Source organism: Hydrotalea sp. GW822-HT8A01 (assembly GCF_058798575.1).
The window spans coordinates 2,414,481-2,440,336 of sequence record NZ_CM179506.1; the positions used below are offsets into that span (position 1 = coordinate 2,414,481).

Consider the following 25,856-nt stretch of genomic DNA (forward strand, 5'->3'; position numbering starts at 1 on the left):
GATAGTTTATGTTACCGGATCCGGCACCACTATGTAACTGCCGTTGCGTAGCACTTTTGTACGTTTTGATTTTTATTCAGCTTTTTTGAGCTATTTCAAAAACCCACTTTGCGGCTTTGTAGGAAGCATGCCCGCCCGCCTGCAGCAATGTTTTTAGGGCAGCATAATCTGTTTTCATTATTTGCAATCTATGTTCATCTGTTAAAATTGCAGTAAGCTCAGTTATGATATTTGTCACATTCATATCCTGTTGTATCAATTCCTTTACAACGGGTTTATCCATAATCAGATTGACCAACGAAATATATTTTATTTTAACCAATTGTTTTGCTATGGCAAAACTAACGGCACTGCCTTTATAGCAAACTACTTCAGGCACGCCAAATAAAGCCGTTTCTAAAGTAGCTGTGCCGCTGGTTACCAATGCAGCTTTGCTGCTGCAAAGCAATCCGTAAGTATTATTTTTTACAATTGAAACGTTTTGATAAGGTGCTAAAAAAGGAGCGTAAAAAGCCTCATCCTGCCCCGGTGCCTGTGCTACTATAAATTCAAAATTGTGAAAATGCGCAGCTACCTGTAGCATAACCGGTAATTTAACTTCAATTTCCTGTTTACGGCTGCCGGGTAAAATGGCAATAATAGGCTTGTTCGCTGTAATTATTGGTGGTGTATTGTTTTGATATTGTTCAATAACATCTACCAGCGGGTGGCCCACATATTCTACCTGCCAGCTCCATTTTTGTTGGTAATAATCTTTTTCAAATGGAAGGATGACCAACATTTTATCAATACAGCGTTTCATTTGCTTTACCCTGTTTTCCTTCCATGCCCACACCTGCGGAGAAATGTAGTAAACTACTTTAATGTTTTTTGTTTTGGCCCATTGAGCAATGCGTAAATTAAATCCCGGATAATCAATCAACACCAGCACATCGGGTGCAAACTGAATAATATCTTGCTTGCAAAAAGCAATATTTTTAAAAATGGCAGGCAGGTTTTTAATAACTTCTGCAAAGCCCATAAAAGCCAGGTCACGATAATGTTTTACCAATGTTGCGCCGGCCTTTTGCATTAAATCGCCACCCCAGCACTGAATGGTTGCTGAGTGGTCTAATTGTTTTAATTCTTTAATCAGGTTACTGCCATGTAAATCACCACTGGCTTCACCTGCAATAACATAGTATTTCATGGCCGGGTAAAGATAAGCAGGTTGGGATGAGAAAGATAATTTTGAAAGCAATACATATTCATTGAACAGATTTAAAACATGCTTCAGCTTTTTTTCTTTAATAGCGTATTGTTTGTATTTTTGCGACACTTATTTTAAATGGAATGTTACGGGATGTAGCGCAGCCCGGTAGCGCGCTTCGTTCGGGACGAAGAGGCCGCTGGTTCGAATCCAGTCATCCCGACTTGACGGGACAAAGTAGAAAAATCTACTTTTGTCCCGTTTTTATTTTGTCGTAACTTCTTGTTAATCAGATTGATGTATTGAATGAAATCGTTACGCCGGGCGGTTCGAACTTTGCTTTCCTCAAAAACGATTTTTTCAGGGTAAATTGAACCAACATCTTTTCTTATCTCGGATAAACATCCGTCTTTTAGCGCTTCCTTAATTTCAAAAACCCTTTTAACCCCTCGTTTTATAAGGATTTGAACATTATCAGCATCATTATTCATTCGTGTCAATTGTGACTCCAGCATTGATATTTTTGCACTGTACTGTGATTTCATATCACGGTAGTCATCGGCGTCTATTTGACGTGTTGCAAGAAGGTCCCTTGTGTGTGAAAGTCTATCTTCATAATCCTTTATTTGAAGCAGAATTTCTTTCTTTTCAAATTGAACTTCATTCGTCTTATTAAGGTACTCCTTGATGATCAATTCCTGATAGAATGCCATGTCACCAATTTCAGGAACAAAGCTCGCAAGATCTTTCAAAATAGCTTCGTTCACTATTTCTGCATTTGTTCTATGCTTACACGCACCAACACAATGATAATAGGAATAGTATTTTGTACGCCCTTTAGACTTGCTTCCTGTTAATAATTTTTCACATTCAGGACAGATCAGAAATCCGCGCATTGGAAACTCATCAAGGGTTTTGACTTTTGGACGGTAGTTTCTTCCTCGGCCATCAAGGATATCCTGCACCTCATAATATAATTCCTCCGATATAATGGCTTTATGTTGTCCTTTTACAAAGCGACTTTCTTCATCCTTGAATTGAGGGATGAAAATCTTACCACAGTAAAGAGGGTTTCGTATTACCTGCCAAAAAGCATTTTTGCTACATTTCAACCCTTTTTCTTTAGCCCGTTTCCATATCTGCTCCGTATTGAAGATACCCTTTGCTATTTCTTCAAAGGCCCATCGTAGTATCGACGCATCAGGTTCCAGTGGAGCAATATATTTTCTCCCGTTTTCCTCTGTCTTATTAATGTAAGCTACGGGTGCAAGACCCATATATCGCCCCTCTTTACGCGCCCTTCTCATGCCATAGAAAACATTCAAGGCACGCCTGTCGTTCTCCACTTCCGGGGCGGCAAGGTAAAATGCCAGCATCATTTTGTTTTCCGGTATGGAAAGATCTAATGGTTGCTCTATCGCCTGTGGTTCCACGCCAAATCCACGCAGCACGTTAATCATCTGATAAGCATCACCAGCATTACGACTGAACCGATCCCATTTAGTGAACAATATCAGATTAACATTGCTTTTTTTCTTTTTCAGACCCTGTATCAAACTTTTCCATTGTGGCCTGTTGAAAGACTTTGCAGAATGATCCTCGTATATAACGTTACGAATCATGATGGAATGGCTCTCACAATATTTGCGCAGCATCTCTTCCTGGTTTCTCTGGGAGTACCCCTTATCGGCTTGCTCGTCGGTACTTACCCGAATGTATAAATCAGCAATATTTACCATGATCTATAATTTAATTGCCCTTTATCGGTTGGTTAAATAACCTACCAAATAATTGTTCAGTTGTCAAATCTTGAAGTTTACTCCTGTCAGCGCAGAAACAAAAATCCACATCGTATAGCCCTTTGAAACGTTCTTGCTCTGTTGCAAACAACGCATAATTCCTTCCTATGCGAGATGAATCTACACTTATCAGAAGTTGGGCTCTTCCAAGATTGTTGCTTAGATAAACCTCCAATTCCTTCCAGCCTTTTCGATTGAAATTATTTCCGGATGAAACATCCCAAAAGACATTTACTAACTCAATATTGTTCTTCAAACAATACTCTTCAATAGTCGCCTTTTGTCGAATAAGCGAATCGAAATTTCCCATTTCGATTTTCGCAGCCCGCAAATAGGACACCGCTCGCTTTCTTATACTTCTCTCCATATCTTAGTGTCTTTGTTTGGCACTAATTTACGTTATTTGGCCGACAGAAATAGTTGTTTAGCTGTAATATTTGAAGGCAAGGATTACCCATAGTGGGTTTGAAAGCCAGGAAGGTTAATGAGAGCGTGTTTGGCCACAAAAAAAGCATCCCTTCCAGGATGCTCTAAATGATGAAAGCAGAAAGATAAAACTGTTGAGGTTCTTTTGGAAGATCCTGACCTTACACATTATCTAAGATGATAACTATAACTCAATGCTACGTTTACTTTTCCCACTGAAAAAACATTCCCATTAAAGGTTAGTTTATCAGGGTATATCATGTTTACGATGGCTCGTACATCTTCATTATTCCCTTCTCCTAATATCTTATCCAACCTCATGAGGTTCTCCAATCCCGATGAAAGAAGCCCTTCCAGACAAGGAAATTTTGCGTTAAGGCCATCGACTTTTATATTTAACTGCTCGATCGTGGAACTGTATTGAGCTTTAAAATCGTTGTAATCCGATGCCTCTATCTTATCCGTTGCAAGAAGGTCCCTAATGTGAGACATTCTTTTTTCATATTCATTTATCTGGCCCAAGACCTGTTTTTTTGAGACCTGAATATCATTTGTCATTTCATAATAAGTTTCGCACACTATCCTATGATAAATATCCAATATCTCCTTTTTGGGTACGTATCTTTTCAGCTCATCGTCGAAAGCCTTTGTTATTTTTTCAGAATTAATCCGGTGTGAACATCCTCGGTAACAATGGTAGTAAGTATAATGCCGACTTCTTCCTCTTGATTTACTTGCTGTAAGCAGCTTTCCGCATTCGGGGCATATAAGAAAGCCTTTCAGGGGAAATTCCCGCTGCGTCTCAATCTTTGGTCTGTATTTTCTACCACGACCGTCCAAAACGTCCTGCACACGATCAAACAATTCTTCTGTAATAATTGCCTCGTGCTGCCCCTCTACAAAATAACTTTCCTCATCCTTAAACCTGGGAATAAAAATCTTTCCACAGTACAACGGATTCCTGATCAATTGCCAAAAGGCATTTTTGCTGCATCTTAGACCTTTATCCTTAGCCTTTTTCCAAATCTGTGCTGTATTGAAAGCCCCTTTGCCTATATGTTCAAAAGCCCATAAAAGAATTGATGCGTCAGGTTGCTTTGGAGCGATGTATTTATTGCCTGTCTCATCAACTTTGTTCTTATAACCCACCGGAGCAAGTCCCATATAACGACCTTCCTTCTTTGCCCGTCTCATTCCGTAAAAAACATTGAGGGCACGGCGGTCATTTTCAACTTCAGGTGCGGCAAGATAGAATGCCAGCATCATTTTATTCTCCGGTATAGACAAATCTAAAGGCTGCTCAATAGCCTGCGGCTCAACGTTGAGGTCACGCAGCACATTTATCATTTGGTAGGCATCGCCGGCATTGCGGCTGAATCGGTCCCATTTTGTGAACAAGATCAAGTCTATCCGATTTCTGTGCTTTTTAAGTTGCTGAATTAATTTCTTCCACTCCGGCCTGTTGAAAGATTTTGCGGAATGATCTTCATAAATAATATTACGGATCTCGATAGAATGGTTGTCACAATATTTCCGCAACATTTCCTCCTGGTTTCTTTGCGAATAACCTTTGTCCGCCTGCTCATCGGTGCTTACGCGGATATATAGATCAGCGATAGGTTCCCTGTCCTTTTTCATCTCTCTAAATATTTTACGACCACAATCCTGGCCAGTTTCTTTAAAAACAACAACAGCTTTGCTGCATCCTCACTGCTCATTTCCTTAGCCTCTCCATTAAACATTTTAATGAGCTTTTCGGGTGTCATCTTGCTGTTTGAAAAACTGTTATTCATCTTATTCACTACTCTTGACAATTATGGAAAGTTTAAATTATCAAAGAGTTGTGGCGGGTTTTCAAATGTGGCAGCGAGTGGAAGCATTTGGCTATCCGGGACGCCTCATAGAGCTGTAAAATGCTGTTTGCTATAAAAAATATTATTACACATTAAATGTAACGACCGTTACATTACATTTGTATCATGATTAAGGTCAATGCCTGGTTGCTGTTAACGTACAAAGTACCGCCGGAACCATCAAAAAACAGGATCGCTTTATGGCGCAAATTGAAAGCACTCGGTGCTGTATATCTGCAAAACAGTATTTGTCTCCTACCTAAAACAACGGAACATATCAGGCAATTGAAGTTGATAGAAAACGATATTGCCAGGATTAAGGGCGAAAGTGTTCTGTTAGAAACTGTTGGCTTAGATAAGACTCAGGAACAAAAAGTTGTCAGCCGGTTTAAGGCAGACAGAGACGAAGAATACAAGGAATTTTTAGGGAAATGCGCCGACTTTGATGCCGAAATTAAAAAAGAAACTAAAGCCAAGCATTTCACCTACGCAGAACTTGAAGAAAACGATGTGGACTTAAAGAAACTGCAAACATGGTTTGACAAGATTAAGAAATTGGATTTCTATGGAGCGGCGCTTGCTGTAACAGCAGGCCATAAACTCATGGAATGCCAGGTTATATTGGATGAATATGCCCGGAAAGTATATAACGCGCATGAAGAAAATCAATAACATTGTCCTACCTCGCCAGTCCAATTTAAGAAGAAGGTCATGGCAGTTCATCTTACTATTTGGTATCATTAGTATGTTCGGTGACATTACTTACGAAGGCGGGCGAAGCATCGCATCACCGTACCTCGCTATTTTAGGAGCCGGTTCTGCAATGGTAGGTTTAGTAAGCGGCTTGGGGGAATTTATTGGTTATGCCTTTCGGCTGGTGTCGGGTTATATTGCTGGTAAAACAAAATCATATTGGACTATAACATTTGTCGGTTATGGACTATTGATATCAATTCCATTGCTTGCCATTACCAATAATTGGCAATTAGCAGCATTATTTGTAGTGCTGGAACGACTTGGAAAGGCTGTAAGATCTCCTGCTAAAGATACCATGCTTTCATTTGCAACATCCAATACCGGAAGAGGTTTCGGATTTGCGGTACATGAATTTATCGATCAGATAGGCGGGATTATAGGCCCGCTACTTTTTTCGATAGTCTTCTTTTTGCACGGAACATACAGAACGGGATTTACCCTGCTCTGGATACCAGCTATACTCACTATTATTTTTTTACTCATAGCACGAATAAAAGTACCCAAACCTGAATTATTGGAAGACGATCATACAGAAAAAGAAGAGCTATCGGCTCTGCCCCAAAAATTAAGTCCAAAATTTTGGCGTTATATGCTATTTTCTTTTTTAAGTGTCTTAGGCTTTGCCAATTTTCAACTTATTGCTTATCACCTGAAAGTAAATGCTGTCATAACTGACACACAGATTCCTTTGTTTTATGCTATTGCAATGGGAGTTGATGCAGTAGCTGCATTGATTATTGGTAAAATATATGATAAAACCGGACTGAAGGTTTTAGGTCTGCTTCCACTGATAACTATTCCGATTGCTTTTGCCGCATTTACACACTCCTTCAATTGGGTACTGGTCAGCGTTGTATTATGGGGTGTCGCAATGGCCATTCATGAAACCATTATGAGAGCTGCGATTGCCGATATAGTAACAGCAAAAAGAAGAGCATTTGCGTATGGCATCTTTTACACTGCTTATGGATTAGCCTGGTTCTTAGGAAGCACTTCAATAGGGTATTTATATCAAATAAGCATTCCCCTCATTTTATGGTTTGTTGCCTGCGTTCAGATTTTAGCCTTGTTGTCTTTCCTATTCCTTTACAAAGAATTGAAATAAATTTCACGATCAATTGCGGGACTTCTTCATTAAAACCAGGGAAAACAACATACGATTGTAACAACTACCCATCGTTCCATATTTCCCATTTTGAAGCGATAATACCTATCTATAAAAACGCTTCTTCATTTTCAAATATCTCCCCTCTGTTGTGTGGCTTTTACAGCCACAAACTTTTAAAAAAGGTTTAGAAAATTCAACGAATTGGTTGTGTTGTTTTGATACACTCCAGGCCGTTTCCTAATGCCTTTTTCACTGCTTCCACGGATTTTTTTTATTCAAGAGCCAGTATGCTGTTTTTGTTTCGTTTCAAGAGCAAAGGTATGACCGTGTTCTTAACGGGGGCAAAAGGTCATGCAAGTTTGGAAAAAAATCTCCACCCCTTGGGTAGTATTTTTTCCCAAAACCTTGTGCCCCCTAAACACTAACCTTTCCTGCTCGTGAAACGAAACATAGCATACTCCGGCTCTTTACACGAATAAAAAAAATGTCAGAAGTGAAAAAATACAGCATTGGAAACGGCAACAAAGTGAAACGAAACAGCACCTCCTCTCATTGCCGAATAAATCAAAAAAAATCAGACAAGAACAAATTCAATAACGCTAAAAATCAACAATCATGAACATCACAGGAAGACTGACAAGGGATGCGGAAGTACGCACAACGTCAAACGGCAAACAGGTAGTAAACTTTTCCGTAGCGGTAAACGACAGCTACAAGAACAAACAGGGCGAGCGAGTGGAGCAAACCGCCTTCTTCGACTGCTCATACTGGATAACCCCGAACGTGGTGAAGATGCTCACCAAAGGGCTACTGGTGGAACTCACAGGCAGGGTAAGTACAAGGGCGTGGGTAAGCAAGGACGGAGAACCGAGAGCAGGACTAAACTTCCATACCTCCAACATCAAACCGCTTGCAGGAGGTAGAAGAAGCGAAACGCCACAGGCTACTACGGAACTGAACACAGGCAATACACAGGAAGACGACCTACCATTTTAAACAGCAATCGATCATTTTTTTAACAATTCAAAATTTAAAACATCATGGCACATAATCTCAATTTCAACAGCAGAACAGGTAAATACAGTTTCTTCAGCGTTCAGGAAAAAGCATGGCACGGCTTGGGGCAGATCGTACAGGACTATCCCACAAGTGAAGAAGCAATCCGATATGCAGGGCTTGATTACGAAGTCATCAAAAGTCCGCTGTTCACCAAAGGCTCAAACATCATAGAAACTTCACAGGGTATCGAAGTAGGATACAGCGAACTGGACGTTCCCAACTACTTCGCCAACATCCGAAGCGACAACAATGCAGTATTAGGCGTTGTAGGCAAGGATTACCATATCGTGCAGAATCGCGAAGCGTTCAATTTCTTTGATGCCATTGTAGGCGGTGGGGACGGCATCCTGTATGAAACAGCAGGTGCATTGGGCAACGGTGAGCGCATATTTATTACGGCAAAACTGCCCGACTATATACGAGTTGGCAACGGTGATGATATTACAGAAAAATACATCTTCCTGACAACCTCCCACGATGGAAGCGGAAGTATTACGGCAGCGTTTACGCCCATCCGTATCGTTTGCCAAAATACCCTTAACGCTTCGCTTCGCAACATGAGCAACGTGGTACGTATTAAGCATACATCAGGCGCTAAACAACGCTTGGAGAATGCGCACAAGGTTATGGGACTGGCAAACACCCTCAGCAACCAATTACAGGACATTTTCAACAACTGGACAAAAGTAAGGGTAACGGATAGCGAAGTAAAGAAACTGATACAGCTTGCACTTTGCCCCAACAAGGAAACCCTTGACCTGCTCAAAAAAGGTGCAGAGGAAGAAGTTTCCACTGTGTTCAAAAATACCGTTGATGATGCCTTTGCCTATGCAATGATAAGCGATACACAGCAGATGGAAACCACCAAAGGCACTTTGTTCGGAGCGTACAATGCCGTGACAGGCTACTATCAGAACGTAAGGAATTACAAAGACAGCGAAGCCAAATTACAGAGCATTGTATTGGGCGGTACTGCACAGTTAAAGACCCAAAAAGCCTTTGAACTGTGTACCTCATTCGAGAAAATCGGGGCAGACGCTTTTGAACTCAATTAAGTAACCACAGGCGACCGCCTGCAAAGGTGGTCGCCCTTAAAAAAATTACAGGAATGATACTCGAAACCTTTATAGCAACCGTAAAACACGACAATGGCAAAATTCGATTTAGGGTTGTATCACTAAACGGAGAGCAAGGAGTAATCGAACAGATAACGGCAGCAGAAGGATGCCCCCCAAGCGCTATTGTTAAAATAAAAAAAGTTGATAACGATATAAAAAGTGAGATATGAAAGCAAAATCAATAGACGAAGCGAAAAGTTACGCAAAAGCACAAAGCCTGAATAAAGATAACAAAGATGTGGCTATATATATCATTCATTGTAACCGAACAGAATCTTTCTACGTAGATACCGATAGTTTAATACGACTGTGGGAGCAGCTAATCGGCTACTATATCAATGGGGTTTTTACTTCTGAATAATTACACTCCTAATATTAAAAATTCAAAGAAAATGAAAACGATTAGTATAAAGCTATACACCTTTTCCGAACTGGAAAAGGAAGCACAGGACAAAGCAACGGAGCATTTTAGATTCTTTAACACCGATCATAACTGGTGGGAAAGCGAATGCGAGGATTTTATAACTATCTGCTCATTAATTGGCATCCGTATAAACCTGAAAGAGATTTATTTCAGAGGATTTTATTCGCAGGGAGACGGGAGTTGTTTCATTTCAAATATTGATGTATCAGCATTCATTAAAGGTATAGCGGAACAGGCTTGGAAAAGTTATGCCCCCACACTGGAGCTGAACATACAGCCATGTACCATTGACAGGCGTGTAATAAAACTTATCGAAAACAGGACAATAGAAATGCCAATGTGGACAGACAAACCCCACATGGGTTATTATGTAGCGTATTACTCTGAAAGTTATTTACATAAGGATAGCGGCAGGCAACACGCTTTAATTGAGGCTGAAATCGAAAAACTGGACGTGTGGGTATTGCGGACTTTAGAGCAGTTAAACAACTATCTATACAAGTGCCTTGAATGTACTTATGATTATTTGATAAGCGATGAAGCCATACAAGAAACCATAGAAGCGAACGAGTATCATTTTACGCCAAACGGAGTGCATACTGACTGGCTTTGTAATTATGCCGAATAAAAAATCAGCAACAATGAAACTATCTATAACAGATTTAAATGGCCACCCGATTGAGGTCACAGACCTTGACAAAGCGATCAGGATAACAGCCGAATACAAGGCATACAGGCACGAGGACAAAAGTTTTTCTGATTTCGACAACAGGCAATGCGCCTACTGGACAGATATACACGAGAAACTCATGTCATTAAAAAAACAATTAATGAATAATAAAAACTTAAAGAAATGAACGCAAACTTTTTCAAGCAGATAACACAAATGAACATTACAGGTGATTTGCATCTGGTTATTTCAAAGGGTGCAGATAATACCCTTATTGTTACCACACAATTAAACAATGAGCATTGCGGAGACGATGCAAAGCACACCATAGTTCCACTCAATTTAAAGGGAACGGCAGAAGAACTGGACGAGGGATATTTTGAGCGGATAACCGCACCTATTGAAAAGGCTTCGGGATTAATGGTGAACATGGAAGCCTTTTTAAAGCAATTGGAGGAAGCGCAAAAGCAATCTGCTATGGAGAAGGAAAAAGCAGACAAAGAGCGCAGGGAAAAGGAAGCAAGGGACAAGAAGTACAAAGAAGCAATGACAAAAGCGGATGAACTGGAAAAAGAGGGCAAACACCGTGAAGCATGGATGAAAGTACCCGACCCAACCGAATACCCCGAAAACGCCGAGGCAATACGCAAACGTAAATCGCAATTGTCCGACAAGTTCGCATCACCGAGCCTATTCGGGCAAGCAGAGTAAAACAAATTGTTCAACGCCAAAAATCAGCAATCATGTTATTAGCAACACAGTTAGAACGCATATTCCTGTTTGAAGACAAAGGGCAGGAAATCAGGTTGACAGACCCCGAACCCCAATGGAGCGTACAGGCAGTATTGAATTTCTATTCCAATACCTACCCGATACTCACCACTGCAAAAATATCCGCACCTGCTATCAGGGAAGATACGGTGCAGTACCGTTTTGAGAGCGTAATGGGAACAAAAGGTTAATCTAAAAAATAGTAAAACGATGACTTATGCAACAACATATCATATCGGGTACGATATGCCTACCCAAAGAGCCAAAGCAAAAACGGTTGCACCGCCAGTTGAGCGAGTTCGCAAACTGGATGATCCGTCCAAAGTATGCAGCAGAGATACAAAAGGACAAGCGACAGTCCGTACCAATAACCATGTTGCCAATGGTTTTCTAAAATGTTCCTTCCTGCCAAAGCTGAAAGAAACGGAAACCGTACAGGCTTGTGGGAAATCTGCAAAAACGGAGAGGGATTTTTATAAGTCCCTTTCCCAACTTGCCGAGCATTACGCCATACAGCCCATGCAAACGCAGTCTTATGGCTATCCGTACAATATCGCATTGGCATTATGGGACACGCAGGAACGGTTGGGAAGAAACGTAAGGGATTGGGAAGAAATTAAACTCCTACAGGATAGCAGGAAAACATATTTGACGAGCGAGGAACGATACAATACAGGTGCTACATTGTTCTATATTCCCGTAGTGCCTTTGTACCGAATGCTCAAAAACCCAAAAAGGAAATATACCGCACAGCTTTTGTTATCGGTATGTACTTACCTGTACCACATAGCGGACATACCGTATTACAGGCAGGAAAACAGCTTCCTGTACTGGCAGTACGAGATGTTGAAGGAATGGGTAGTAAGTGATGAATATACGGACGAAACGAGCATCTACCTAAGTGAGTTAGAACAGGCTGAATGGATTGGAGACCGCATGGAACAGAAAATTTTCCACCTTGCCAACCTTACATTTTTCGGGCAACGTCTTGCAAGGCTTAAAACCGCAGATGCCTTAGACCTCGATTGCCTGAAACTTGCCCAGGAAGCGTTTGAACTATATCAACGATACCCTAATGAAAAAGTATTTCGCAATGCCCGACCCAATGGCGAAGCCGAAGAAGACGACATGGAAAACGTCATTCCAATGGATAAGTACGTTTCATTTTGTGCCGATGGAAAAGGCTGGTTAAACGAAAACCTCGAACAATGTGTAAATACGGATTTACAGGAATACGGGCAAATGGAGGAACCTATTATTATTAAGCGCTTTGACGGAAACGACATAGCGGGCAACAATCTCGATTTTGAAAACCGCTTGTTCATCTTAATGGAGGAACTGGCATACCTACTAAGCAACATTTAAAAAAAGAAACGATGAACGATATAACAGGAAACTTCGGAACGCTGTACCACCCCAAAACTGCTTTGGTATTCTATCAAACGAAAGGAACCAACACAGATACTTATGTGGAATACTTCGACATGGACAGCAATGGTACACCCATCAATGCCCATCCATTGACGGTAAGGGAAGCAAACCAACTGGCAAAAGCATTGAAGACGGCAAAGGAAGAAAAAGAACCCTGCCTGAAAGTTAACGGCATTTTGGGTAACCACATTTTACACCTTGACCCGCAGAAAGGCATGGCGATATGGTTTACCAAAACCATGAAAAGGGAACTATACTTTACCGAAAAGTTGGGCATTCCCAAAGGAACCGCCCATGTACCGCCGATGCTGTGGGTGGCAGGCAGAAACAGCCTGTATGTTTTTGCATTGGCATCCAACCGCAGACCCACCACACGTACAACGCTTTATAATGCGCCATTTTTTAACGTGTACGAGGAAGGAAATGTATGTATGGGGACGGTGGATGTGCGTATTAAGAAAACCGCATCACTGGAGGAATTTATCACCGCGTGGGAAGGCTACTTTTTTAATTCCTATTTCAGCCATCTGATGCAGGACTACAATCCGATTAACGGCAATTGTGTAAGCCTTTGGGAGCATCTTATCGCAACTGGAGATGTATTTCCCAAAGAGGTACTGAAAAAGAGTAACATAACCTTAAACGATTTTTTACAATGAATACAGATAAAATAAAAGTCCATTTTACGGACAGCGATTTAATAGACGCCACCAATCCTGTAACGGTAAACCTGATCGGTGCAGGTGGTACAGGCTCGAAAGTTCTTACAGGCTTGTTGGAAATGAATCATAGCCTTATAGCTTTGGGACATGCAGGTTTGCACGTTCGGTTATGGGACGATGATATTGTAACGGAAGCAAATTTGGGACGACAGCGTTTTTCGGAATGTGAAAAAGGACTGTATAAATCGGTAGCCCTGATAAATAGGGCAAACCGTTGCGAGGGTACAAACTGGAAAGCAGAAAATCGAAAATTTGAAAGAGACAGTTTAGGTAGGTTGCCCGAACATGCAGAGGCGAATATTTTTATTACCTGCGTTGATAGCGTAGCAGCAAGATTTGAAATAGCCGATATATTGAAAAAAATGAACAGCGGCAGGTATTATACAAACCGTCCAAGCTATTGGCTTGACTTTGGTAATACCCTTTATACTGGACAGGTCATACTATCCACTATCAGGGAGATACGGCAACCCAAGTCCGAGCGATATGAAACAGCAGCCGTCATGCCTTTTGTTACCGAAGAATTTGGCGACCTATTGAAGCAAGCCGAAGAGCAGGACGACACGCCAAGCTGTTCGTTGGCGGAAGCATTGGAAAAGCAGGATTTGTACATAAACGGCTCGCTTGCTCAAATGGGATGTTCCTTGTTATGGAACCTGTTCCGTAAAGGTCTAACACCATACAGGGGATTTTTTCATAATATCGGGGAGTTCCGCACACAGCCCATTCCCATAGCCTGACCCGCCCCCGATGGCTATCGGGGCGGGCAAAAAGACACTCCCTGCCGACGGGCGGGGCAGTCTTTTTGCTGTAAAGCGGAGCAACCCCTTTGGTAAAATGTCCCCGATGCACAATATCTCTTTGAGCATTTTACAAAAACAGGTTGCGCTCATGTTTGTGGGATATTCGTTATCCCTTTCTTTATTCTGGCAGACTTCTTTTCTTTCCATATAAGCGACCAAAGAAAAGAAGCAAAAGAACGCCGCTGTTGTTGCCGACCGACCAAGACTACTTTCTTTCGTGAGATGGCGAAAAAGAAAGTAGCAAAGAAACCTATGATTGTAATCGAGGTTTAAAATATTCCTTTGCTACTTCGCATATACCAGCACTGAAATAACGTCCCCCATCGCAGATAACACGGATTGCCTTTGCCAGTTCCTGGGGATCTGCGCCTTTCAGGATATATCCATCGGCCCCATTGCGAAGCATTTGCACCACATCATTCTCATCATCGTTTACGCTGAACGCCAAGAATTTCAGTAATGGATATTTTGCCCGTAGTGATTTGACCGTCTCAAATCCATCCATAACCGGCATATTGACATCAACAATACACAGATCGGGGAGCATTTCACAGGCTTCCATTTTTATCAATGCCAACTGGCCGTTTTCGGCTTCAAACACAGTTTCAAGACCATGATCTTTGAGAAACTGGCAGATACTCTCCCTGAGTAGATCGTGGTCATCTATAATAGCTATTTTTATTATTTTTTGTTCGCTCATAGTTTTCCATTTTTATTTGAGTTAAGACATCTCTTCATTTTTAGCAGCATCATTGAGTAAATCGGTCGTTCTTATATCCCTCACGCTATGAGAGATTAACCAGTCGTAAAATCGCCCGACATCATCGGGCGTAAACCGGATCAATTCTCCATTTTTGAGGGAGATGATAAAAAGGTCAATACACACTGTAAAAGCAGATAGCTCAGCGGCGGGAATGTTCAGGGCGGGATAGTTTTTGCTGCCAGTGTCCATATTCTTGTTTTTTGGGTTTAGTGGAGCACTGTACAAAAAAAAGCGCAGGCAACCACACTTACCGATACTGGGGCACTGGTATGCCTGTCTCCGAATAAGCGAGCGCCCACGCCATAGCATGAGCGTTCTTACTTATTGTCTCGGAGATATAAAAATTACCAGTTTTCAGTATCGAGACTTAAAGCAAAAACACTTTAAGATTTTCAATATATTTCTGCAAAGATACCAAACTCCTCTTTATTTTTAAAATGATGCATCTTTGGAGTGCACAGAATTGCCTCGATGTGTAAAAAAGCAGCATTCAGATGCGCCACTTTTTACATTTACAGTTCTATAAGCAAAAAAAATCGGATACCCTTTCAAGGTATCCGATTTACTTTAAGATTTGTTATCGTATGCTTACCGAGAATTTTGTGTTTCTACGTTTTGAGATGCTTTTTCTTTTGCCTTTTTCTGCCTTGAATAGCTCCATAAAAATAATAACCCAAAAATAATCAGGGCATAAGCTATCCATTTGCCAACCCGTTCAATAAACTTAATGGCAACCGACTTCTCATAAGATGAAAAGCCCTCAGCGCCGGTAGGACTGCGCCGGTAAAATTTCCGCCGATTAATCCAATATCGCAGAACTAAGCCCAACACCAGCGCTATAATACCCAATACCAATGATGCAACCATATTCTTAATCTTTACAATTTCACAAGTATAAATTTAAGAAAATTAATCGCCATTTTCTATTCCGAATGTATTCCATTACAAGACCTTCTGCCGGAGTGCGGTTCCTGCGAAAAATCAAGTGACAAAAGTCCGCAAACAGCAAAAGTCCCCGATCATAAAAAATACTTCGAGGACTTTTGTTCGATTTTTTATACCCCTCAATTTTAGTCGCTACTATTGAATTGAAAGCTCAACTGCTTTTCATTACCGAAATTGTCAGAAATCCAAATATCAAAGGATTGCGACACCGCAGAAGCCGATGTATAATATAACCTGAACTGTGTCTGCGGTAATGGGTAGAGATCATTGGGCAGGTATGGCGTTTCATTATAGTATCGTAAGGCTCCTATGCCTTCGAACTGAAAGTATCGGATGTAATACTGGGCGTCACTGAAGTTGCCCGCACGTTGTATGGTAATCCTTATTTCAACGGTCTGTCCGTTCGCCATGTCTGCGGGAACAGGCATCACTTTAACTTCAAACGGGTAATTTTGTTGTATCTCCAATTCGTCCTTATCACAGGATGATAACATGATGGCACTTGTAAAGACCAGGACAAGCATCCACAGAAATTTGCTTTTATTCAATAATCGTTTCATTGTTTGTTCTTTTTAAAAGTTAAACCTTAGTCCAACACCTGCCGATGGACGAAACTGTTTTAAATCCGTACCCCAAACTACTTTGGTACGACCTTGCAGGAGTAGGACAAACCTGTCGGACAGATAGGTTTCAAAAGACAACCGCCCTCCGGCTCCGTAGATAAAGTTGTTTTTATCGAGAATTATTGAACCGTCATAAAGCATTGTCTTACTACGGTTGATGGTTTCGTAGCCTGCAATGGCGCTGAGTCCTGCATTCAGCGTAATGGTCTTTCTTGCATCGCCCAATAACTGAAGACTATAATCCACCTCGCCCGTATAGGCTTCCAATGGTATCTGCAAATCCCTGTAATCGGCAACCTGATGTGTGTACTCCGCACCCCACAGCCAGTAATTGCCATTCTTTCCGTTTACAGTAAGCATGATATTCAGATAATAATTGTCGCTTACTTCTTTGGACAATAAACCTGCGTTAATTTCCACCCCCTTTTGTTTGGGAAGCATACGCTGTGCCTGTACAGCCGTAATGCTTAACATCGCAAGCATTACGGCAAAAATGTATATTCTCATTGTTCTTTCTGTTTGGATTAATTAATCTTTAGGTGCATATCCTTTATTTGCTTTGCGTTTACCAGGTCGGAATTTTCTACCTGTAAGGTTTGCTGCCTGCCGCCGTTCTTTTCAAAGATTTCGATAACCAATACCTTGTCATCGGCAATGGTAAATTGGTCCAGCAGGAATACGTTTTGCTCAACGGTGTTACCGGCGATTTCATCCAGTGGTTTATACAACCGAAGCGGCACCATCGGTTTTTCCTGTACCACCGTGCGCCTGGCTACTTTTTTATCAACTACCTTGAAGTTCACGAAGTCAATATTGAAAGGAACGTTGCTTTTGTTCCTCAATTCGGTGTGGAAATAAAACTTCCCGTTATGAACGTATATGCCCTTTAACAAAAACTGGATGCCATAGCTTTTTGAGCCAATATGCTTAACGATTCTTTTGTTCTTTTTGTAGACTGTTTCTAATATCAGTCCGGCAAGCGAAGGCGGGTTCTTTCCAAGTTCTTCAAAAAGCACGTCATTACTATTTTCCCTGCTGGACATCTTCTGCATCGTAAGCAGGTCGTAGTTCATTGTTGGGGGATTTGGGCTGTAAAAAACATTGAAGTTGTAAAAACGACCGTCATCGGTGATCACCGAAAAATTAGTTTCTTCATCAAAATCTCTCACAGATGCTTTTACACGCAAGACATTTTCGGCATCCTCCGCTTTACCGGCAATGAGATACTCACTACCCAAGTCCACATACCGGATAGCCGCAGGGAAGATCAGGTGAGAAGTTTTGTTATAGGTGACCTCCATCTGGTAAGGTTCCACCTTACCCATATTTAATTTGGTTGTAGTAGTTGCAGCCTGCTGTGCATACGAGTGGAAATGGCCTGCGACAATACAGGTCAAAACCAATATACTTTTAAACAATGTTTTCATTTCTTACTTATTTATTTAGTGTTGAACAATTAGTTTTTTGAAACAAGGAAAAGTTGATGGCCTGCCTTGACGGTTACTTTTGGTGTTTTCACTTTTTTGGAAAAATAGCCGGATATGCCCTGTACCACGCCACGGCTCAAGTCACCCGCCATTTGCTGCCCTGCCGAACGAGTCATCATAATGCTGGTGCCTGAAGTCTGGCTCATGTTGGAGGCGATTTGCGTTAAGGCGTTCATTTCGGGAGAATATGGTACACTTAATCCCTGCTGCCCGTCAAGACCATATACCGTAATATCTACAGGCATGAAATAGCCATCTAATTCAATAGAAGTAACTTTTAGTTGGAGGCGATTGCTCCCAAACTTGGCTCTGGCTGTTATGGTAGTTCCCTGCGGAATAATCCTATTTGTGATATGGGCAGGTTCCAACAAGCGTAGTTTCACATCACTGTCCTCCATAATGGTCTGTGTTTCCTGTACCACCGCCCTGATGCTGTTTTTAGGCTGTATCACCTGCTCCGAAACACCCGCCGTATAAAAACCCCGGTTCCGGGTTTCATTCCAGCTTGCAAGAAAAGCACTGTCGGTCGGCTCACGGTAAAGGGCGGAAACAGCATTTTTTCGGCTCGGGGTGAATGCTGCAAAGTGTTCCTTTTGCGTGGCCTGGGACGATGCCGCAGTTGCGGAATCGCCTTTGGCTGACTGTGCAGGATTATTCATACCTGAAGGCAGATAGCGTGAAGCCATCTCGTAAGATTTTTCCATCAGGGCCAGTTGATCCTGTACCGTAGAGGTCGGAGGTACATTTTTTTCTGCCAGTTGTTCCTTCAGTTCTTCAACCTGCTTTCGCAGTTCCTGTGTCTCGTAGTTGTTATCCTGATAGAATGAGCTCAGGGTACTCTGCGCATTGCGGTAACTATTCAGGGCAGGATTACCCGACCTTTTTTTGCCATCTTCGTAGCCAGTGTCTTCTCCAATGCCTTCCTCCGGCTGCTCCATCTGCTCATCAGTTGCACTGTCAGTGCTCCAGTAGTCAGAAAGCGAGGTCAGTGCATCACGTTTTTCCTGCATTTTCTTTTCGAGCATTTCCTGTTCGTAAGCCTTTTGTTTATCAGATTGAAGTCCTGCATCGGTGGCTTGCGGCACGGCATCGTTTAAACCGATATCCTCTACTTTTTTCTTGTCAGAAGAAGGTTTGAAGATCAGGTACATGCAACCGAAAAACACAATACCCATCAGGATAAAAATGATCGGCTTTTTAAGTTTTTCAGCCTTTTTATGCACACGCTCATTGGGTGCATCTGTACCGGTTTTCTGGTCATCTTCCTCGACCAGAAAACTCACTCTTTTGTTTTCGTTATCTTTCATACATTTTATTTTTAAGAATTTTTGAAATACTGTCCTGCGATGGAACCGAGGACTTTTTTTGTTTGATAACCGGGTTCTCAATATGCTCGATGCTCATTCCCTCGTTGGGTTTGCCAACGTCATAACATACTTTCACGATGACGATGACAGACAGTAACGCATAACCGGCAAAGAGCAACAACATATATCGGTGCTGTTTTTTCCAGGGCAATGCACGCCACCGTTCATCGAGCTTGTCGATCCGGTTATTGATGATTGTTCTTAAATTTTTCATTCCATAATTTTTGTTGCGATTTTTATAGCCTTCGCCCGGTGCGGGAAACAACGTTTTGTATGGCCGCATCACTGACCATAGCAATAGCCTCTTTTGATCTGGGTGCGCCAATCGTAGACAGGTTATTTAATTCTGTTTTTTTCAGCAGTTGACCAAAACGATCTTTTTTCGTGACCTCCATTTTTTGGAGGTTAAATTTTCCGTTCTGGTATTTTACCCACATGCTGCATTCAATTCGCGGTTTGTCTTCACCCGACCATTGCAGGTATCCCGTCAATAACAATACAGGCTTAGCTACACCCTCTACACCATTGCGGCAGTTGTCCAGGTATTCGCCAATACTTTCTTTCAGCTTTCCGGCATACGCACCCTGCGTATGGAAATAACCGTCATATCCTTTGTCAGTAAGGATTTTCGCAAACGTGTTCAAATCTGATAATGCTTCCATAATATTGATTTTAGCGGTCTATGACCTCCACGTCTTTGTTTTCCAACACAGCAAACTTTTCGATATTAAAGCCCTGCGGGTTGTTGTCGGATCGAACAGAGTTGACCAGATAGCAGGCGGTAACCAGGCTGCGCCTTGTTACATTGCTTGAACGGATGATAAACTGTTTGGCATAAGTTCTTACGGCATAGGGATAGTTGTCAAAATTGCAGACTACACTGTCCACTTCGATGCGTTGCTGTACGTTGCCGGATATGATCCGGTTGTAGTAACCTTTTTCCGAAAGATCCTTGTAATAATCAAAGGCGCTTTTGTCGGCAAGGTTGAACGCCCGCTTCATATTGCTTTCGATGGCATTTTTGTCCGGTGCCAGCGTAAAGAACAGTTCATGAAAGCGACGTACATGCTCACGGGCTTCTACCGGCCTGTTAATACTTGCGTCCTGCGAGAGTGCCAGCATCAATGATTTGCCGTTGTCAAGCACATAAACTTTTTGCCTTTGTTGCTCCGCAAAGCGGTAGGATTGCCAAACGGCATATCCCACCACGCTGATGCAGAGTACGGCAAATACAATGGCATATAGCCTTATTTGCCTGAAACTGTTTTCGATGTTTCTTAAAGTCTTAAATTCCATTTCTATTAATGATTATTATTTGTTCAATAGCCTGCCACCGATATTGCCTGCCACAGCTCCGGTACCGGCACCTGCGATATTTCCTGTTTTCGATGCGGTCTGGTTGACATTGCGCATAAAGTTCCCTGCGCCTCCTGCCTGAATGACCCAACCCGCTACTGTTGGAATGGTGAAGTAGCCGACAATGCCAATCAGCATGAATATCACATACACCGTATTGGAGGTATCAGGTATGTAGGTGGGATCAGCCAGCATCTCGATGTCCCGCTCCAGGATAAGCGACTGGATTTTGGCGAGCATAGAGCTAAACATATCGGCGATGGGCAACCACAGATATACACTGATGTATCGCGTGAGCCATTGCGTAAGCGTGGACTGGAAGCCATCCCACACCGATATGGCAAAAGCTATCGGCCCCAGTATTGAAAGCACGATCAGGAAGAACGTTCGTATCGTGTCAATGACCAATGCCGCCGCCTGAAAAAGCATTTCGAGCAGTTCCCGGAACCAGTCGCGGATACTTTTCTTTAGATCGTACATTCCTCTTTCCATGTACATGCCCGACATCGTTACCAGGTCGGAAGGTGACCAACCCAGCTCGTCCAGCTTTTTATCAAACTCTTCGTCCGATACCAGATAGGCTGTTTCGGGATTACGAAGCATTGCCTCCCTTTCCAGCAGGTCTTTTTGTTCTTGCAGCTTGTTCAGGTCAAGTACCTGATTTTGCAGCATAGCATTTGTGCCTTTCACCACCGGGCTTAATACCGCATTGATAGTCCCCAACACAATGGTTGGGAAGAACATTATGCAAAGCCCGATGGCAAAAGGTCTTAAAAGAGGAAACACGTCTATCGGTTCTGCCCGACTGAGTGCCTGCCATACCTTTAAAGCCACATAGAATAACGCGCCTAACCCGGCTATACCTTTTGCCACTGCCGCCATGTCTGCTGATAATGGCACCATCTCATCGTACAGCGAGCGCAGGAGTTGATGAAGATTTTCCCATTCCATAGCTTACCAGTATTTTTGTTCAGCAGTACCATATAGCTCCAGCACTCTTTTGGTGTTGTTCTGTTTTTTTGCCCGCAGAATGCTCACAGAAATATTCTTGTTGGTATAGTAGCGGACAAGATTATGATAGTCCTTAACTTCTTTGTACACACGGTCAATGATGTCCATGCGCTCCTTGTCGTTCAGTGAGAGGCCGTTGGAGGAAACAATCTGCTTCAACTCCTTTAACAGTTCGGTGCTTTCGTTCAGCAATGTGGAATAGCCATTAGCAATTGCCGAAAGCTCCTGTGGTGTGAAATTGGGATCGTTCATCATCTTTCCAAAATTCTTTACATACATTTCGGAAACATCACCTACAAGTAAAACAGTCTGCTGCACCTTACGTGCATCTTTGACAAGATTGTTCACGGCTTTGAGTTTGTCGTAATATTCCTTGCCCTGGTCGTACACTTTCTTTACCTCGTTGAAGTTTTTCACCACATTAGACACCGTGGATGAAGTCTGTACAATTTCATTGGCACTATTGAGAATACCGGATATAAGATTTCCGGGATCGGTCACGACCCATTGCGCTTTTGCACAAGGTGCTACGGCAAGCATGATTGCCGTACACACTACTAACATGATCTTTTTCATTGTTTCCTGATTTTTAAAATGATTAATAATTATTTTTCTTGTCTCCTTCAGGTGGAAGGCATTATATCTTCCTGCCCGTTTTTCTGCCGACTCCAGTGGATTGTTTCTGTTGCAGATCATTGAGCCGGATAAAAAAATCCTGTAGGCTTTGAGGCTTGGTGGCTGCAACATCCTTACATAGTTTTGCAAAATCTTGATCCTCCTTGTTTGCGGGATCGGCTTCAAATATTAAAGCCTTGTTGCCCCCTATGGGCAGTGTGATTTTTTCTTTTTCCATCTTTCCAGTTTTTTAAAATGGGTTAATAGTTGTCTGCTTTTTCACGCCTCTGAAGAGCAATGCGTTTGATAGCCATTTCCACATTGCCATCCAGTTCATGGGCGAGTTGCATCACTTCCATTTTTTCCGACTCCTCTGTGGTATAGGCCAGGTACTCTTCCAGGCTAACTTCGGTGGCATATACAGCCGAGTGCGTACCGCCCAGCCCGATCCAGACTTCCTTGTAAAGCCTGCTGGCATCATTGTTCATATTGATCGAAAGGATCTGGGATTTTTCTTTTTCGGTGAGGCCAAGCATTGCCTGGATGTCATCGAATTTGTTCATGTATTTGCGCTGGTCTAATAAAATTTTGCAGTCGCTATTATTGATGATGCTTTCCTTTACGATGGGAGATTGGATAATATCATCGACTTCTTGTGTCACGACGATAGCCTCGCCAAAAAATTTCCGGACGGTTTTGAATAAATATTTTATATACTCCGCCATTCCCTCTTTCGCAATGGCCTTCCACGCTTCTTCGATCAAAATGAGTTTACGCACACCTTTTAGCCTGCGCATCTTGTTGATGAAGACCTCCATTATGATGATCGTTACGATGGGGAACAAAATTTTGTGATCCTTGATCGCGTCAATTTCAAAGACTATAAAGCGCTTGGAAAGCAGGTCGAGTTGCTTATCAGAGTTGAGTAAGTAATCATACTCGCCGCCTTTGTAATACGGTTCCAGCACGTTGAGGAAGTTGGCAAGATCAAAGTCTTTTTCCCTTACTTTCTTTTCTTCCAGCACTTCCCGGTAGTCGCTCTGTACGTATTCATAGAAGCCGTTAAAGGAAGGATAATCCTCATGCTGTTTGATGCGTTCGATATAACCGCTCACAGCGTTGGATAACGCTACTTCCTCGGAGCGTTTCGGGGGTTCGTCGTCACGTTTCCAAAGGGTAAGAATGAGTGTTTTGATGCTTTCCCTTTTTTCAATATCGAACACACCATCGTCTGTGAAGAAGGGATTAAAAGCAATCGGGTTATCCTCAGTGTACGTGAAATACACACCGTCTTGTCCTTTGGTTTTTCCCTTAATGAGTTCGCAGAGTCCCTGGTAACTGTTACCGGTATCCACGAGCAGAACGTGAGCGCCCTGTTCGTAATACTGTCGTACCATGTGGTTGGTAAAAAAAGACTTGCCTGAACCCGACGGACCTAATATGAACTTATTGCGGTTCGTAATGATGCCACGCTTCATGGGCAGATCTGAAATATCCAGATGAATAGGCTTGCCTGTAAGCCTGTCGGCCATCTTAATACCGAAGGGTGAGGGTGAACTCTGGTAATTAGTTTCTTCGGTGAAGAAGCACAATGCCGGTTCAATGAACGTATAAAAACTTTCCTCTGCCGGGAAATCCCCTGCATTTCCCGGCATCGCTGCCCAATACAGCGTGGCAACGTCTGTGGTGTTATGCCGTGGCTTGCATTCCATCAATGCCAGTGCACTGCCCGTGTCGTTCTTCAGGTGCTTCAGCTCATGCGGATCGTCTGACCAGGCCATCACGTTGAAGTGTGCCCGGATAGAGGAAAGCCCATAGCTGTGCGCTTCATTGAGATAACGCTCGATCCACTCTTTGTTGATCTGGTTGGCACGACTGTACCTTGCCAGGGAGTGCATATTGCGTGCGGACTTTTCAAACTTGCGCAGGTTCTCTTCGCTGTTATCTAAAAACAGATACTGATTGTAAATGTGATTACAGTTAAGCAGCAACCCTACAGGCGATGCAAAGGATAAAAGGCAGTCGCTCCTGTCTGTTGAAAGTTTTTCGTATCGGGTATTTGCCGATACCGTTCCGGGAAGGTCGTCCGTATCAGATAAGGTATGCAGACTTAAACGTTTATTGCCTACACGTACTTCCTCATTTCCCAGGCCGATATCCTGCATAGCTGTCCCCGCTTCCCTTGACAGGGTAAGATATTGCTCCAGTAATCCCAGGCTTTGCGGCGCACCAATGATGTCTTCTTCGCTAAGGCGTTCCAGTTTCACAAACCCGCTATCGTTCACGATCCGCTCAAACTGAGCGACCGCCTCCATAAAACGGCGAACGGTTTCCCTGTCCCTGATTTCTTTGGGGATAAGAACACCTTTACAAAGCGAGCTGAAATTGCTTTGCATCCGCATTCGTTCCTTTGTTGTCTTGGTCAGGAACAGGTAGCAATAATGGTTCAGGAACGGGCGCTCATTAAAATGGCGCTGATAAGATTTTGCAAGAAAGCTCTGGTTCTCCTGCGCAATGTCGGGATCGTAGTTCTCTCTGATATACCAATCTTGCTTGTGGATAATGGAAAAGTCCGGCAATGTTTTGATCGCCTTGTGCCATGCCGAATGGATGGCATCATATTCCGGTGCAGCTACGGTGAACAGTTCCGGCAGATGTACCCGAAAACATGCCGTTATATCTGCATCCTTGGAGATGATGCAATGGTTCTCCACTGCGAACAGCGGAAACTTACTTTCCAGTGTCGTGGTCTTTGCGGTGTTTCTCATACGGCACTGGATTTATGGGTTAACTTCAGGTAGCGATGTGCAGGCTTGCGACAGACGATGTACTTCGGATGTCTTTTTCTTGCACCGAGCTTCATTAATCCGTGCTCACCGTACTTACCATTGAGCGCAAATGTTTGCCAGATAATGAGCGATGCACCACCGGCTCCAATAAGCAGGCAGATATAGGAGTTCACCCCAGCCATATACATCACCATCACAAGGATCAGCACACCGAGCAATCCACCTGCAAAAATGAACAGGTACTGCGCCTTCAATCCGTTGAACTCAACTGTTCTTCCGATGCCTTTATTGATATTGTATTTACTCATAGGGCGTCGGATTAAAGGAAGAATGAACGAAGGATGGTAGCAGCCACAATAAGGAAGATGCACGCACCGAACCAGCTTGCCGCAGTCTTGCTCGTGTCGGGATCGCCACTGCTGAATTTGTTGTACACCTTAACACCTCCGATTAACCCAACGACGGCTCCAATGGCATAAATTAATTTGGTAGCCGGGTCAAAATAAGAGGTCACCATTTGTGTGGCCTCGTTGATGCCCGCACCTCCATTTCCTTGAGCGAATACACCAAATGCTGACAGCAATGCAGCGCCTGTCAGCCACACTTTTTTTCTTTGCTTTTCCATGTTTGAACTGAATTATTTTGTTACTACTTTCCCGCTTCATGCGGGCTTCGGAACAAAAATGTCATGGAAATTGAAGCGCTCTAACGATGTGTCTTTCAGTGGAATTACTTGGCAGTAGGTGGCTTTGTGATGAGGTTTCGGGGCAT

Annotated in this window: 32 protein-coding genes, 1 tRNA gene and 1 pseudogene; 14 read left to right on the top strand and 20 right to left on the bottom strand. The window is 42.7% G+C overall.

The window, feature by feature from the left end; all coding sequences use genetic code 11:
• Window positions 1–76: 76 nt before the first annotated feature.
• Window positions 77–1,318, bottom strand: a complete 1,242-nt coding sequence (gene lpxB / locus AC3QLY_RS10675; protein WP_492989740.1) for a lipid-A-disaccharide synthase — start codon at window positions 1,316–1,318, stop codon at window positions 77–79.
• A gap of 20 nt (window positions 1,319–1,338) precedes the next feature.
• Between lpxB and AC3QLY_RS10680 the strand changes: the two genes are divergently transcribed.
• A tRNA-Pro gene (locus tag AC3QLY_RS10680) sits at window positions 1,339–1,412 on the top strand.
• Between the two features lie 730 nt (window positions 1,413–2,142).
• On the opposite strand, the pseudogene AC3QLY_RS10685 reads toward AC3QLY_RS10680, so the two are convergent.
• From AC3QLY_RS10685 to AC3QLY_RS10695, 3 genes and pseudogenes are all read right to left on the bottom strand, one after another.
• Window positions 2,143–2,928 (bottom strand): annotated as a pseudogene (locus AC3QLY_RS10685) (recombinase family protein); the annotation flags it as partial.
• A gap of 10 nt (window positions 2,929–2,938) precedes the next feature.
• Window positions 2,939–3,355 carry a recombinase family protein gene (locus AC3QLY_RS10690; protein ID WP_289034498.1) on the bottom strand — a complete coding sequence of 139 codons (417 nt, stop codon included), beginning with the start codon at window positions 3,353–3,355 and terminating at the stop codon, window positions 2,939–2,941.
• Between the two features lie 227 nt (window positions 3,356–3,582).
• Complete coding sequence (locus AC3QLY_RS10695) at window positions 3,583–5,052, bottom strand: recombinase family protein (RefSeq protein WP_289034496.1); 1,470 nt, start codon at window positions 5,050–5,052, stop codon at window positions 3,583–3,585.
• A gap of 341 nt (window positions 5,053–5,393) precedes the next feature.
• Here AC3QLY_RS10695 and AC3QLY_RS10700 point away from each other — a divergent pair, with 341 nt between their 5' ends.
• The 13 genes from AC3QLY_RS10700 to AC3QLY_RS10760 all read left to right on the top strand — a co-directional run bounded on the left by AC3QLY_RS10700 (window position 5,394) and on the right by AC3QLY_RS10760 (window position 14,066).
• Entirely contained in the window at window positions 5,394–5,939 is a 546-nt protein-coding gene (locus tag AC3QLY_RS10700) for a Chromate resistance protein ChrB (RefSeq protein ID WP_289034492.1), read from the top strand.
• Entirely contained in the window at window positions 5,923–7,128 is a 1,206-nt protein-coding gene (locus tag AC3QLY_RS10705) for an MFS transporter (RefSeq protein WP_298938978.1), read from the top strand. The genes AC3QLY_RS10700 and AC3QLY_RS10705 overlap by 17 nt, the downstream gene beginning before the upstream one ends.
• Before the next feature lie 618 nt (window positions 7,129–7,746).
• Window positions 7,747–8,127: a single-stranded DNA-binding protein gene (locus AC3QLY_RS10710; protein ID WP_298938979.1), complete on the top strand. Its 381-nt coding sequence runs from the start codon at window positions 7,747–7,749 to the stop codon at window positions 8,125–8,127.
• A gap of 44 nt (window positions 8,128–8,171) precedes the next feature.
• On the top strand, window positions 8,172–9,245 hold the full coding sequence (locus AC3QLY_RS10715) for a DUF932 domain-containing protein (protein WP_298938980.1): 1,074 nt from the start codon (window positions 8,172–8,174) through the stop codon (window positions 9,243–9,245).
• A gap of 53 nt (window positions 9,246–9,298) precedes the next feature.
• Window positions 9,299–9,478, top strand: coding sequence for a hypothetical protein (locus tag AC3QLY_RS10720; protein WP_298938981.1), 180 nt, complete (start codon window positions 9,299–9,301; stop codon window positions 9,476–9,478).
• The gene (locus tag AC3QLY_RS10725) at window positions 9,475–9,669 is read left to right on the top strand and encodes a hypothetical protein (protein ID WP_298938982.1); all 195 of its coding nucleotides are present in this window, start codon (window positions 9,475–9,477) and stop codon (window positions 9,667–9,669) included. Before AC3QLY_RS10720 ends, AC3QLY_RS10725 begins: the two co-directional genes overlap by 4 nt.
• Before the next feature lie 31 nt (window positions 9,670–9,700).
• A complete protein-coding gene (locus AC3QLY_RS10730) occupies window positions 9,701–10,360 on the top strand; it encodes a DUF8835 domain-containing pootine (protein ID WP_298938983.1) in 660 nt (219 codons plus the stop codon).
• Between the two features lie 13 nt (window positions 10,361–10,373).
• Window positions 10,374–10,589 carry a hypothetical protein gene (locus AC3QLY_RS10735; RefSeq protein WP_298938984.1) on the top strand — a complete coding sequence of 72 codons (216 nt, stop codon included), beginning with the start codon at window positions 10,374–10,376 and terminating at the stop codon, window positions 10,587–10,589.
• A complete protein-coding gene (locus tag AC3QLY_RS10740) occupies window positions 10,586–11,113 on the top strand; it encodes a PRTRC system protein E (RefSeq protein WP_298938985.1) in 528 nt (175 codons plus the stop codon). Before AC3QLY_RS10735 ends, AC3QLY_RS10740 begins: the two co-directional genes overlap by 4 nt.
• Before the next feature lie 32 nt (window positions 11,114–11,145).
• Window positions 11,146–11,364, top strand: coding sequence for a PRTRC system protein C (locus AC3QLY_RS10745; protein ID WP_326991489.1), 219 nt, complete (start codon window positions 11,146–11,148; stop codon window positions 11,362–11,364).
• A gap of 19 nt (window positions 11,365–11,383) precedes the next feature.
• Window positions 11,384–12,538: a hypothetical protein gene (locus AC3QLY_RS10750; protein WP_298938987.1), complete on the top strand. Its 1,155-nt coding sequence runs from the start codon at window positions 11,384–11,386 to the stop codon at window positions 12,536–12,538.
• Window positions 12,539–12,549: 11 nt separating this feature from the next.
• Window positions 12,550–13,263, top strand: coding sequence for a PRTRC system protein B (locus AC3QLY_RS10755; RefSeq protein WP_298938988.1), 714 nt, complete (start codon window positions 12,550–12,552; stop codon window positions 13,261–13,263).
• The gene (locus tag AC3QLY_RS10760; RefSeq protein WP_298938989.1) at window positions 13,260–14,066 is read left to right on the top strand and encodes a PRTRC system ThiF family protein; all 807 of its coding nucleotides are present in this window, start codon (window positions 13,260–13,262) and stop codon (window positions 14,064–14,066) included. Before AC3QLY_RS10755 ends, AC3QLY_RS10760 begins: the two co-directional genes overlap by 4 nt.
• A gap of 313 nt (window positions 14,067–14,379) precedes the next feature.
• On the opposite strand, the gene AC3QLY_RS10765 is transcribed toward AC3QLY_RS10760, so the two are convergent.
• From AC3QLY_RS10765 to AC3QLY_RS10840, 16 genes are all read right to left on the bottom strand, one after another.
• The gene (locus AC3QLY_RS10765) at window positions 14,380–14,829 is read right to left on the bottom strand and encodes a response regulator (RefSeq protein ID WP_298938990.1); all 450 of its coding nucleotides are present in this window, start codon (window positions 14,827–14,829) and stop codon (window positions 14,380–14,382) included.
• A 21-nt stretch (window positions 14,830–14,850) separates the two neighbouring features.
• Window positions 14,851–15,081 (bottom strand): hypothetical protein, encoded by a 231-nt coding sequence (locus AC3QLY_RS10770; protein ID WP_326991490.1) that lies wholly within the window; start codon window positions 15,079–15,081, stop codon window positions 14,851–14,853.
• A 399-nt stretch (window positions 15,082–15,480) separates the two neighbouring features.
• A complete protein-coding gene (locus AC3QLY_RS10775; protein WP_298938992.1) occupies window positions 15,481–15,759 on the bottom strand; it encodes a molybdenum ABC transporter permease in 279 nt (92 codons plus the stop codon).
• 203 nt (window positions 15,760–15,962) lie between these two features.
• The gene (locus tag AC3QLY_RS10780; RefSeq protein WP_298938993.1) at window positions 15,963–16,397 is read right to left on the bottom strand and encodes a DUF3872 domain-containing protein; all 435 of its coding nucleotides are present in this window, start codon (window positions 16,395–16,397) and stop codon (window positions 15,963–15,965) included.
• 12 nt (window positions 16,398–16,409) lie between these two features.
• Window positions 16,410–16,967, bottom strand: coding sequence for a conjugal transfer protein TraO (locus tag AC3QLY_RS10785; RefSeq protein WP_298938994.1), 558 nt, complete (start codon window positions 16,965–16,967; stop codon window positions 16,410–16,412).
• A 17-nt stretch (window positions 16,968–16,984) separates the two neighbouring features.
• Window positions 16,985–17,887, bottom strand: coding sequence for a conjugative transposon protein TraN (gene traN / locus AC3QLY_RS10790; protein ID WP_298938995.1), 903 nt, complete (start codon window positions 17,885–17,887; stop codon window positions 16,985–16,987).
• Window positions 17,888–17,916: 29 nt separating this feature from the next.
• Window positions 17,917–19,254 carry a conjugative transposon protein TraM gene (gene traM / locus AC3QLY_RS10795; RefSeq protein WP_326991491.1) on the bottom strand — a complete coding sequence of 446 codons (1,338 nt, stop codon included), beginning with the start codon at window positions 19,252–19,254 and terminating at the stop codon, window positions 17,917–17,919.
• Window positions 19,244–19,528, bottom strand: coding sequence for a nitrogen regulatory IIA protein (locus AC3QLY_RS10800; RefSeq protein ID WP_326991492.1), 285 nt, complete (start codon window positions 19,526–19,528; stop codon window positions 19,244–19,246). Before AC3QLY_RS10800 ends, traM begins: the two co-directional genes overlap by 11 nt.
• Window positions 19,529–19,550: 22 nt before the next feature.
• Entirely contained in the window at window positions 19,551–19,976 is a 426-nt protein-coding gene (locus tag AC3QLY_RS10805) for a hypothetical protein (RefSeq protein ID WP_326991493.1), read from the bottom strand.
• A gap of 10 nt (window positions 19,977–19,986) precedes the next feature.
• The gene (traK, locus tag AC3QLY_RS10810; protein WP_326991494.1) at window positions 19,987–20,610 is read right to left on the bottom strand and encodes a conjugative transposon protein TraK; all 624 of its coding nucleotides are present in this window, start codon (window positions 20,608–20,610) and stop codon (window positions 19,987–19,989) included.
• 15 nt (window positions 20,611–20,625) lie between these two features.
• A complete protein-coding gene (traJ, locus tag AC3QLY_RS10815) occupies window positions 20,626–21,621 on the bottom strand; it encodes a conjugative transposon protein TraJ (protein WP_298939000.1) in 996 nt (331 codons plus the stop codon).
• A gap of 3 nt (window positions 21,622–21,624) precedes the next feature.
• Complete coding sequence (locus AC3QLY_RS10820; protein WP_326991495.1) at window positions 21,625–22,257, bottom strand: DUF4141 domain-containing protein; 633 nt, start codon at window positions 22,255–22,257, stop codon at window positions 21,625–21,627.
• A gap of 61 nt (window positions 22,258–22,318) precedes the next feature.
• The gene (locus AC3QLY_RS10825) at window positions 22,319–22,534 is read right to left on the bottom strand and encodes a hypothetical protein (RefSeq protein WP_298939002.1); all 216 of its coding nucleotides are present in this window, start codon (window positions 22,532–22,534) and stop codon (window positions 22,319–22,321) included.
• A gap of 22 nt (window positions 22,535–22,556) precedes the next feature.
• Window positions 22,557–25,064: a TraG family conjugative transposon ATPase gene (locus tag AC3QLY_RS10830; RefSeq protein ID WP_298939003.1), complete on the bottom strand. Its 2,508-nt coding sequence runs from the start codon at window positions 25,062–25,064 to the stop codon at window positions 22,557–22,559.
• A complete protein-coding gene (locus AC3QLY_RS10835; protein WP_298939004.1) occupies window positions 25,061–25,393 on the bottom strand; it encodes a DUF4133 domain-containing protein in 333 nt (110 codons plus the stop codon). The genes AC3QLY_RS10830 and AC3QLY_RS10835 overlap by 4 nt, the downstream gene beginning before the upstream one ends.
• 11 nt (window positions 25,394–25,404) lie before the next feature.
• A complete protein-coding gene (locus AC3QLY_RS10840) occupies window positions 25,405–25,710 on the bottom strand; it encodes a DUF4134 domain-containing protein (protein WP_298939005.1) in 306 nt (101 codons plus the stop codon).
• Between the last annotated feature and the right edge of the window lie 146 nt (window positions 25,711–25,856).

Bases quoted from the DNA above. Each gene is read 5' to 3' on its own strand.
- AC3QLY_RS10690 (WP_289034498.1), bottom strand. From the start codon at position 3,355: ATGGAGAGAAGTATAAGAAAGCGAGCGGTGTCCTATTTGCGGGCTGCG.
- AC3QLY_RS10695 (WP_289034496.1), bottom strand. From the start codon at position 5,052: ATGAAAAAGGACAGGGAACCTATCGCTGATCTATATATCCGCGTAAGC.
- AC3QLY_RS10700 (WP_289034492.1), top strand. From the start codon at position 5,394: ATGATTAAGGTCAATGCCTGGTTGCTGTTAACGTACAAAGTACCGCCG.
- AC3QLY_RS10705 (WP_298938978.1), top strand. From the start codon at position 5,923: ATGAAGAAAATCAATAACATTGTCCTACCTCGCCAGTCCAATTTAAGA.
- AC3QLY_RS10710 (WP_298938979.1), top strand. From the start codon at position 7,747: ATGAACATCACAGGAAGACTGACAAGGGATGCGGAAGTACGCACAACG.
- AC3QLY_RS10715 (WP_298938980.1), top strand. From the start codon at position 8,172: ATGGCACATAATCTCAATTTCAACAGCAGAACAGGTAAATACAGTTTC.
- AC3QLY_RS10720 (WP_298938981.1), top strand. From the start codon at position 9,299: ATGATACTCGAAACCTTTATAGCAACCGTAAAACACGACAATGGCAAA.
- AC3QLY_RS10725 (WP_298938982.1), top strand. From the start codon at position 9,475: ATGAAAGCAAAATCAATAGACGAAGCGAAAAGTTACGCAAAAGCACAA.
- AC3QLY_RS10730 (WP_298938983.1), top strand. From the start codon at position 9,701: ATGAAAACGATTAGTATAAAGCTATACACCTTTTCCGAACTGGAAAAG.
- AC3QLY_RS10735 (WP_298938984.1), top strand. From the start codon at position 10,374: ATGAAACTATCTATAACAGATTTAAATGGCCACCCGATTGAGGTCACA.
- AC3QLY_RS10740 (WP_298938985.1), top strand. From the start codon at position 10,586: ATGAACGCAAACTTTTTCAAGCAGATAACACAAATGAACATTACAGGT.
- AC3QLY_RS10745 (WP_326991489.1), top strand. From the start codon at position 11,146: ATGTTATTAGCAACACAGTTAGAACGCATATTCCTGTTTGAAGACAAA.
- AC3QLY_RS10750 (WP_298938987.1), top strand. From the start codon at position 11,384: ATGACTTATGCAACAACATATCATATCGGGTACGATATGCCTACCCAA.
- AC3QLY_RS10755 (WP_298938988.1), top strand. From the start codon at position 12,550: ATGAACGATATAACAGGAAACTTCGGAACGCTGTACCACCCCAAAACT.
- AC3QLY_RS10760 (WP_298938989.1), top strand. From the start codon at position 13,260: ATGAATACAGATAAAATAAAAGTCCATTTTACGGACAGCGATTTAATA.
- AC3QLY_RS10765 (WP_298938990.1), bottom strand. From the start codon at position 14,829: ATGAGCGAACAAAAAATAATAAAAATAGCTATTATAGATGACCACGAT.
- AC3QLY_RS10770 (WP_326991490.1), bottom strand. From the start codon at position 15,081: ATGGACACTGGCAGCAAAAACTATCCCGCCCTGAACATTCCCGCCGCT.
- AC3QLY_RS10775 (WP_298938992.1), bottom strand. From the start codon at position 15,759: ATGGTTGCATCATTGGTATTGGGTATTATAGCGCTGGTGTTGGGCTTA.
- AC3QLY_RS10780 (WP_298938993.1), bottom strand. From the start codon at position 16,397: ATGAAACGATTATTGAATAAAAGCAAATTTCTGTGGATGCTTGTCCTG.
- AC3QLY_RS10785 (WP_298938994.1), bottom strand. From the start codon at position 16,967: ATGAGAATATACATTTTTGCCGTAATGCTTGCGATGTTAAGCATTACG.
- traN (WP_298938995.1), bottom strand. From the start codon at position 17,887: ATGAAAACATTGTTTAAAAGTATATTGGTTTTGACCTGTATTGTCGCA.
- traM (WP_326991491.1), bottom strand. From the start codon at position 19,254: ATGAAAGATAACGAAAACAAAAGAGTGAGTTTTCTGGTCGAGGAAGAT.
- AC3QLY_RS10800 (WP_326991492.1), bottom strand. From the start codon at position 19,528: ATGAAAAATTTAAGAACAATCATCAATAACCGGATCGACAAGCTCGAT.
- AC3QLY_RS10805 (WP_326991493.1), bottom strand. From the start codon at position 19,976: ATGGAAGCATTATCAGATTTGAACACGTTTGCGAAAATCCTTACTGAC.
- traK (WP_326991494.1), bottom strand. From the start codon at position 20,610: ATGGAATTTAAGACTTTAAGAAACATCGAAAACAGTTTCAGGCAAATA.
- traJ (WP_298939000.1), bottom strand. From the start codon at position 21,621: ATGGAATGGGAAAATCTTCATCAACTCCTGCGCTCGCTGTACGATGAG.
- AC3QLY_RS10820 (WP_326991495.1), bottom strand. From the start codon at position 22,257: ATGAAAAAGATCATGTTAGTAGTGTGTACGGCAATCATGCTTGCCGTA.
- AC3QLY_RS10825 (WP_298939002.1), bottom strand. From the start codon at position 22,534: ATGGAAAAAGAAAAAATCACACTGCCCATAGGGGGCAACAAGGCTTTA.
- AC3QLY_RS10830 (WP_298939003.1), bottom strand. From the start codon at position 25,064: ATGAGAAACACCGCAAAGACCACGACACTGGAAAGTAAGTTTCCGCTG.
- AC3QLY_RS10835 (WP_298939004.1), bottom strand. From the start codon at position 25,393: ATGAGTAAATACAATATCAATAAAGGCATCGGAAGAACAGTTGAGTTC.
- AC3QLY_RS10840 (WP_298939005.1), bottom strand. From the start codon at position 25,710: ATGGAAAAGCAAAGAAAAAAAGTGTGGCTGACAGGCGCTGCATTGCTG.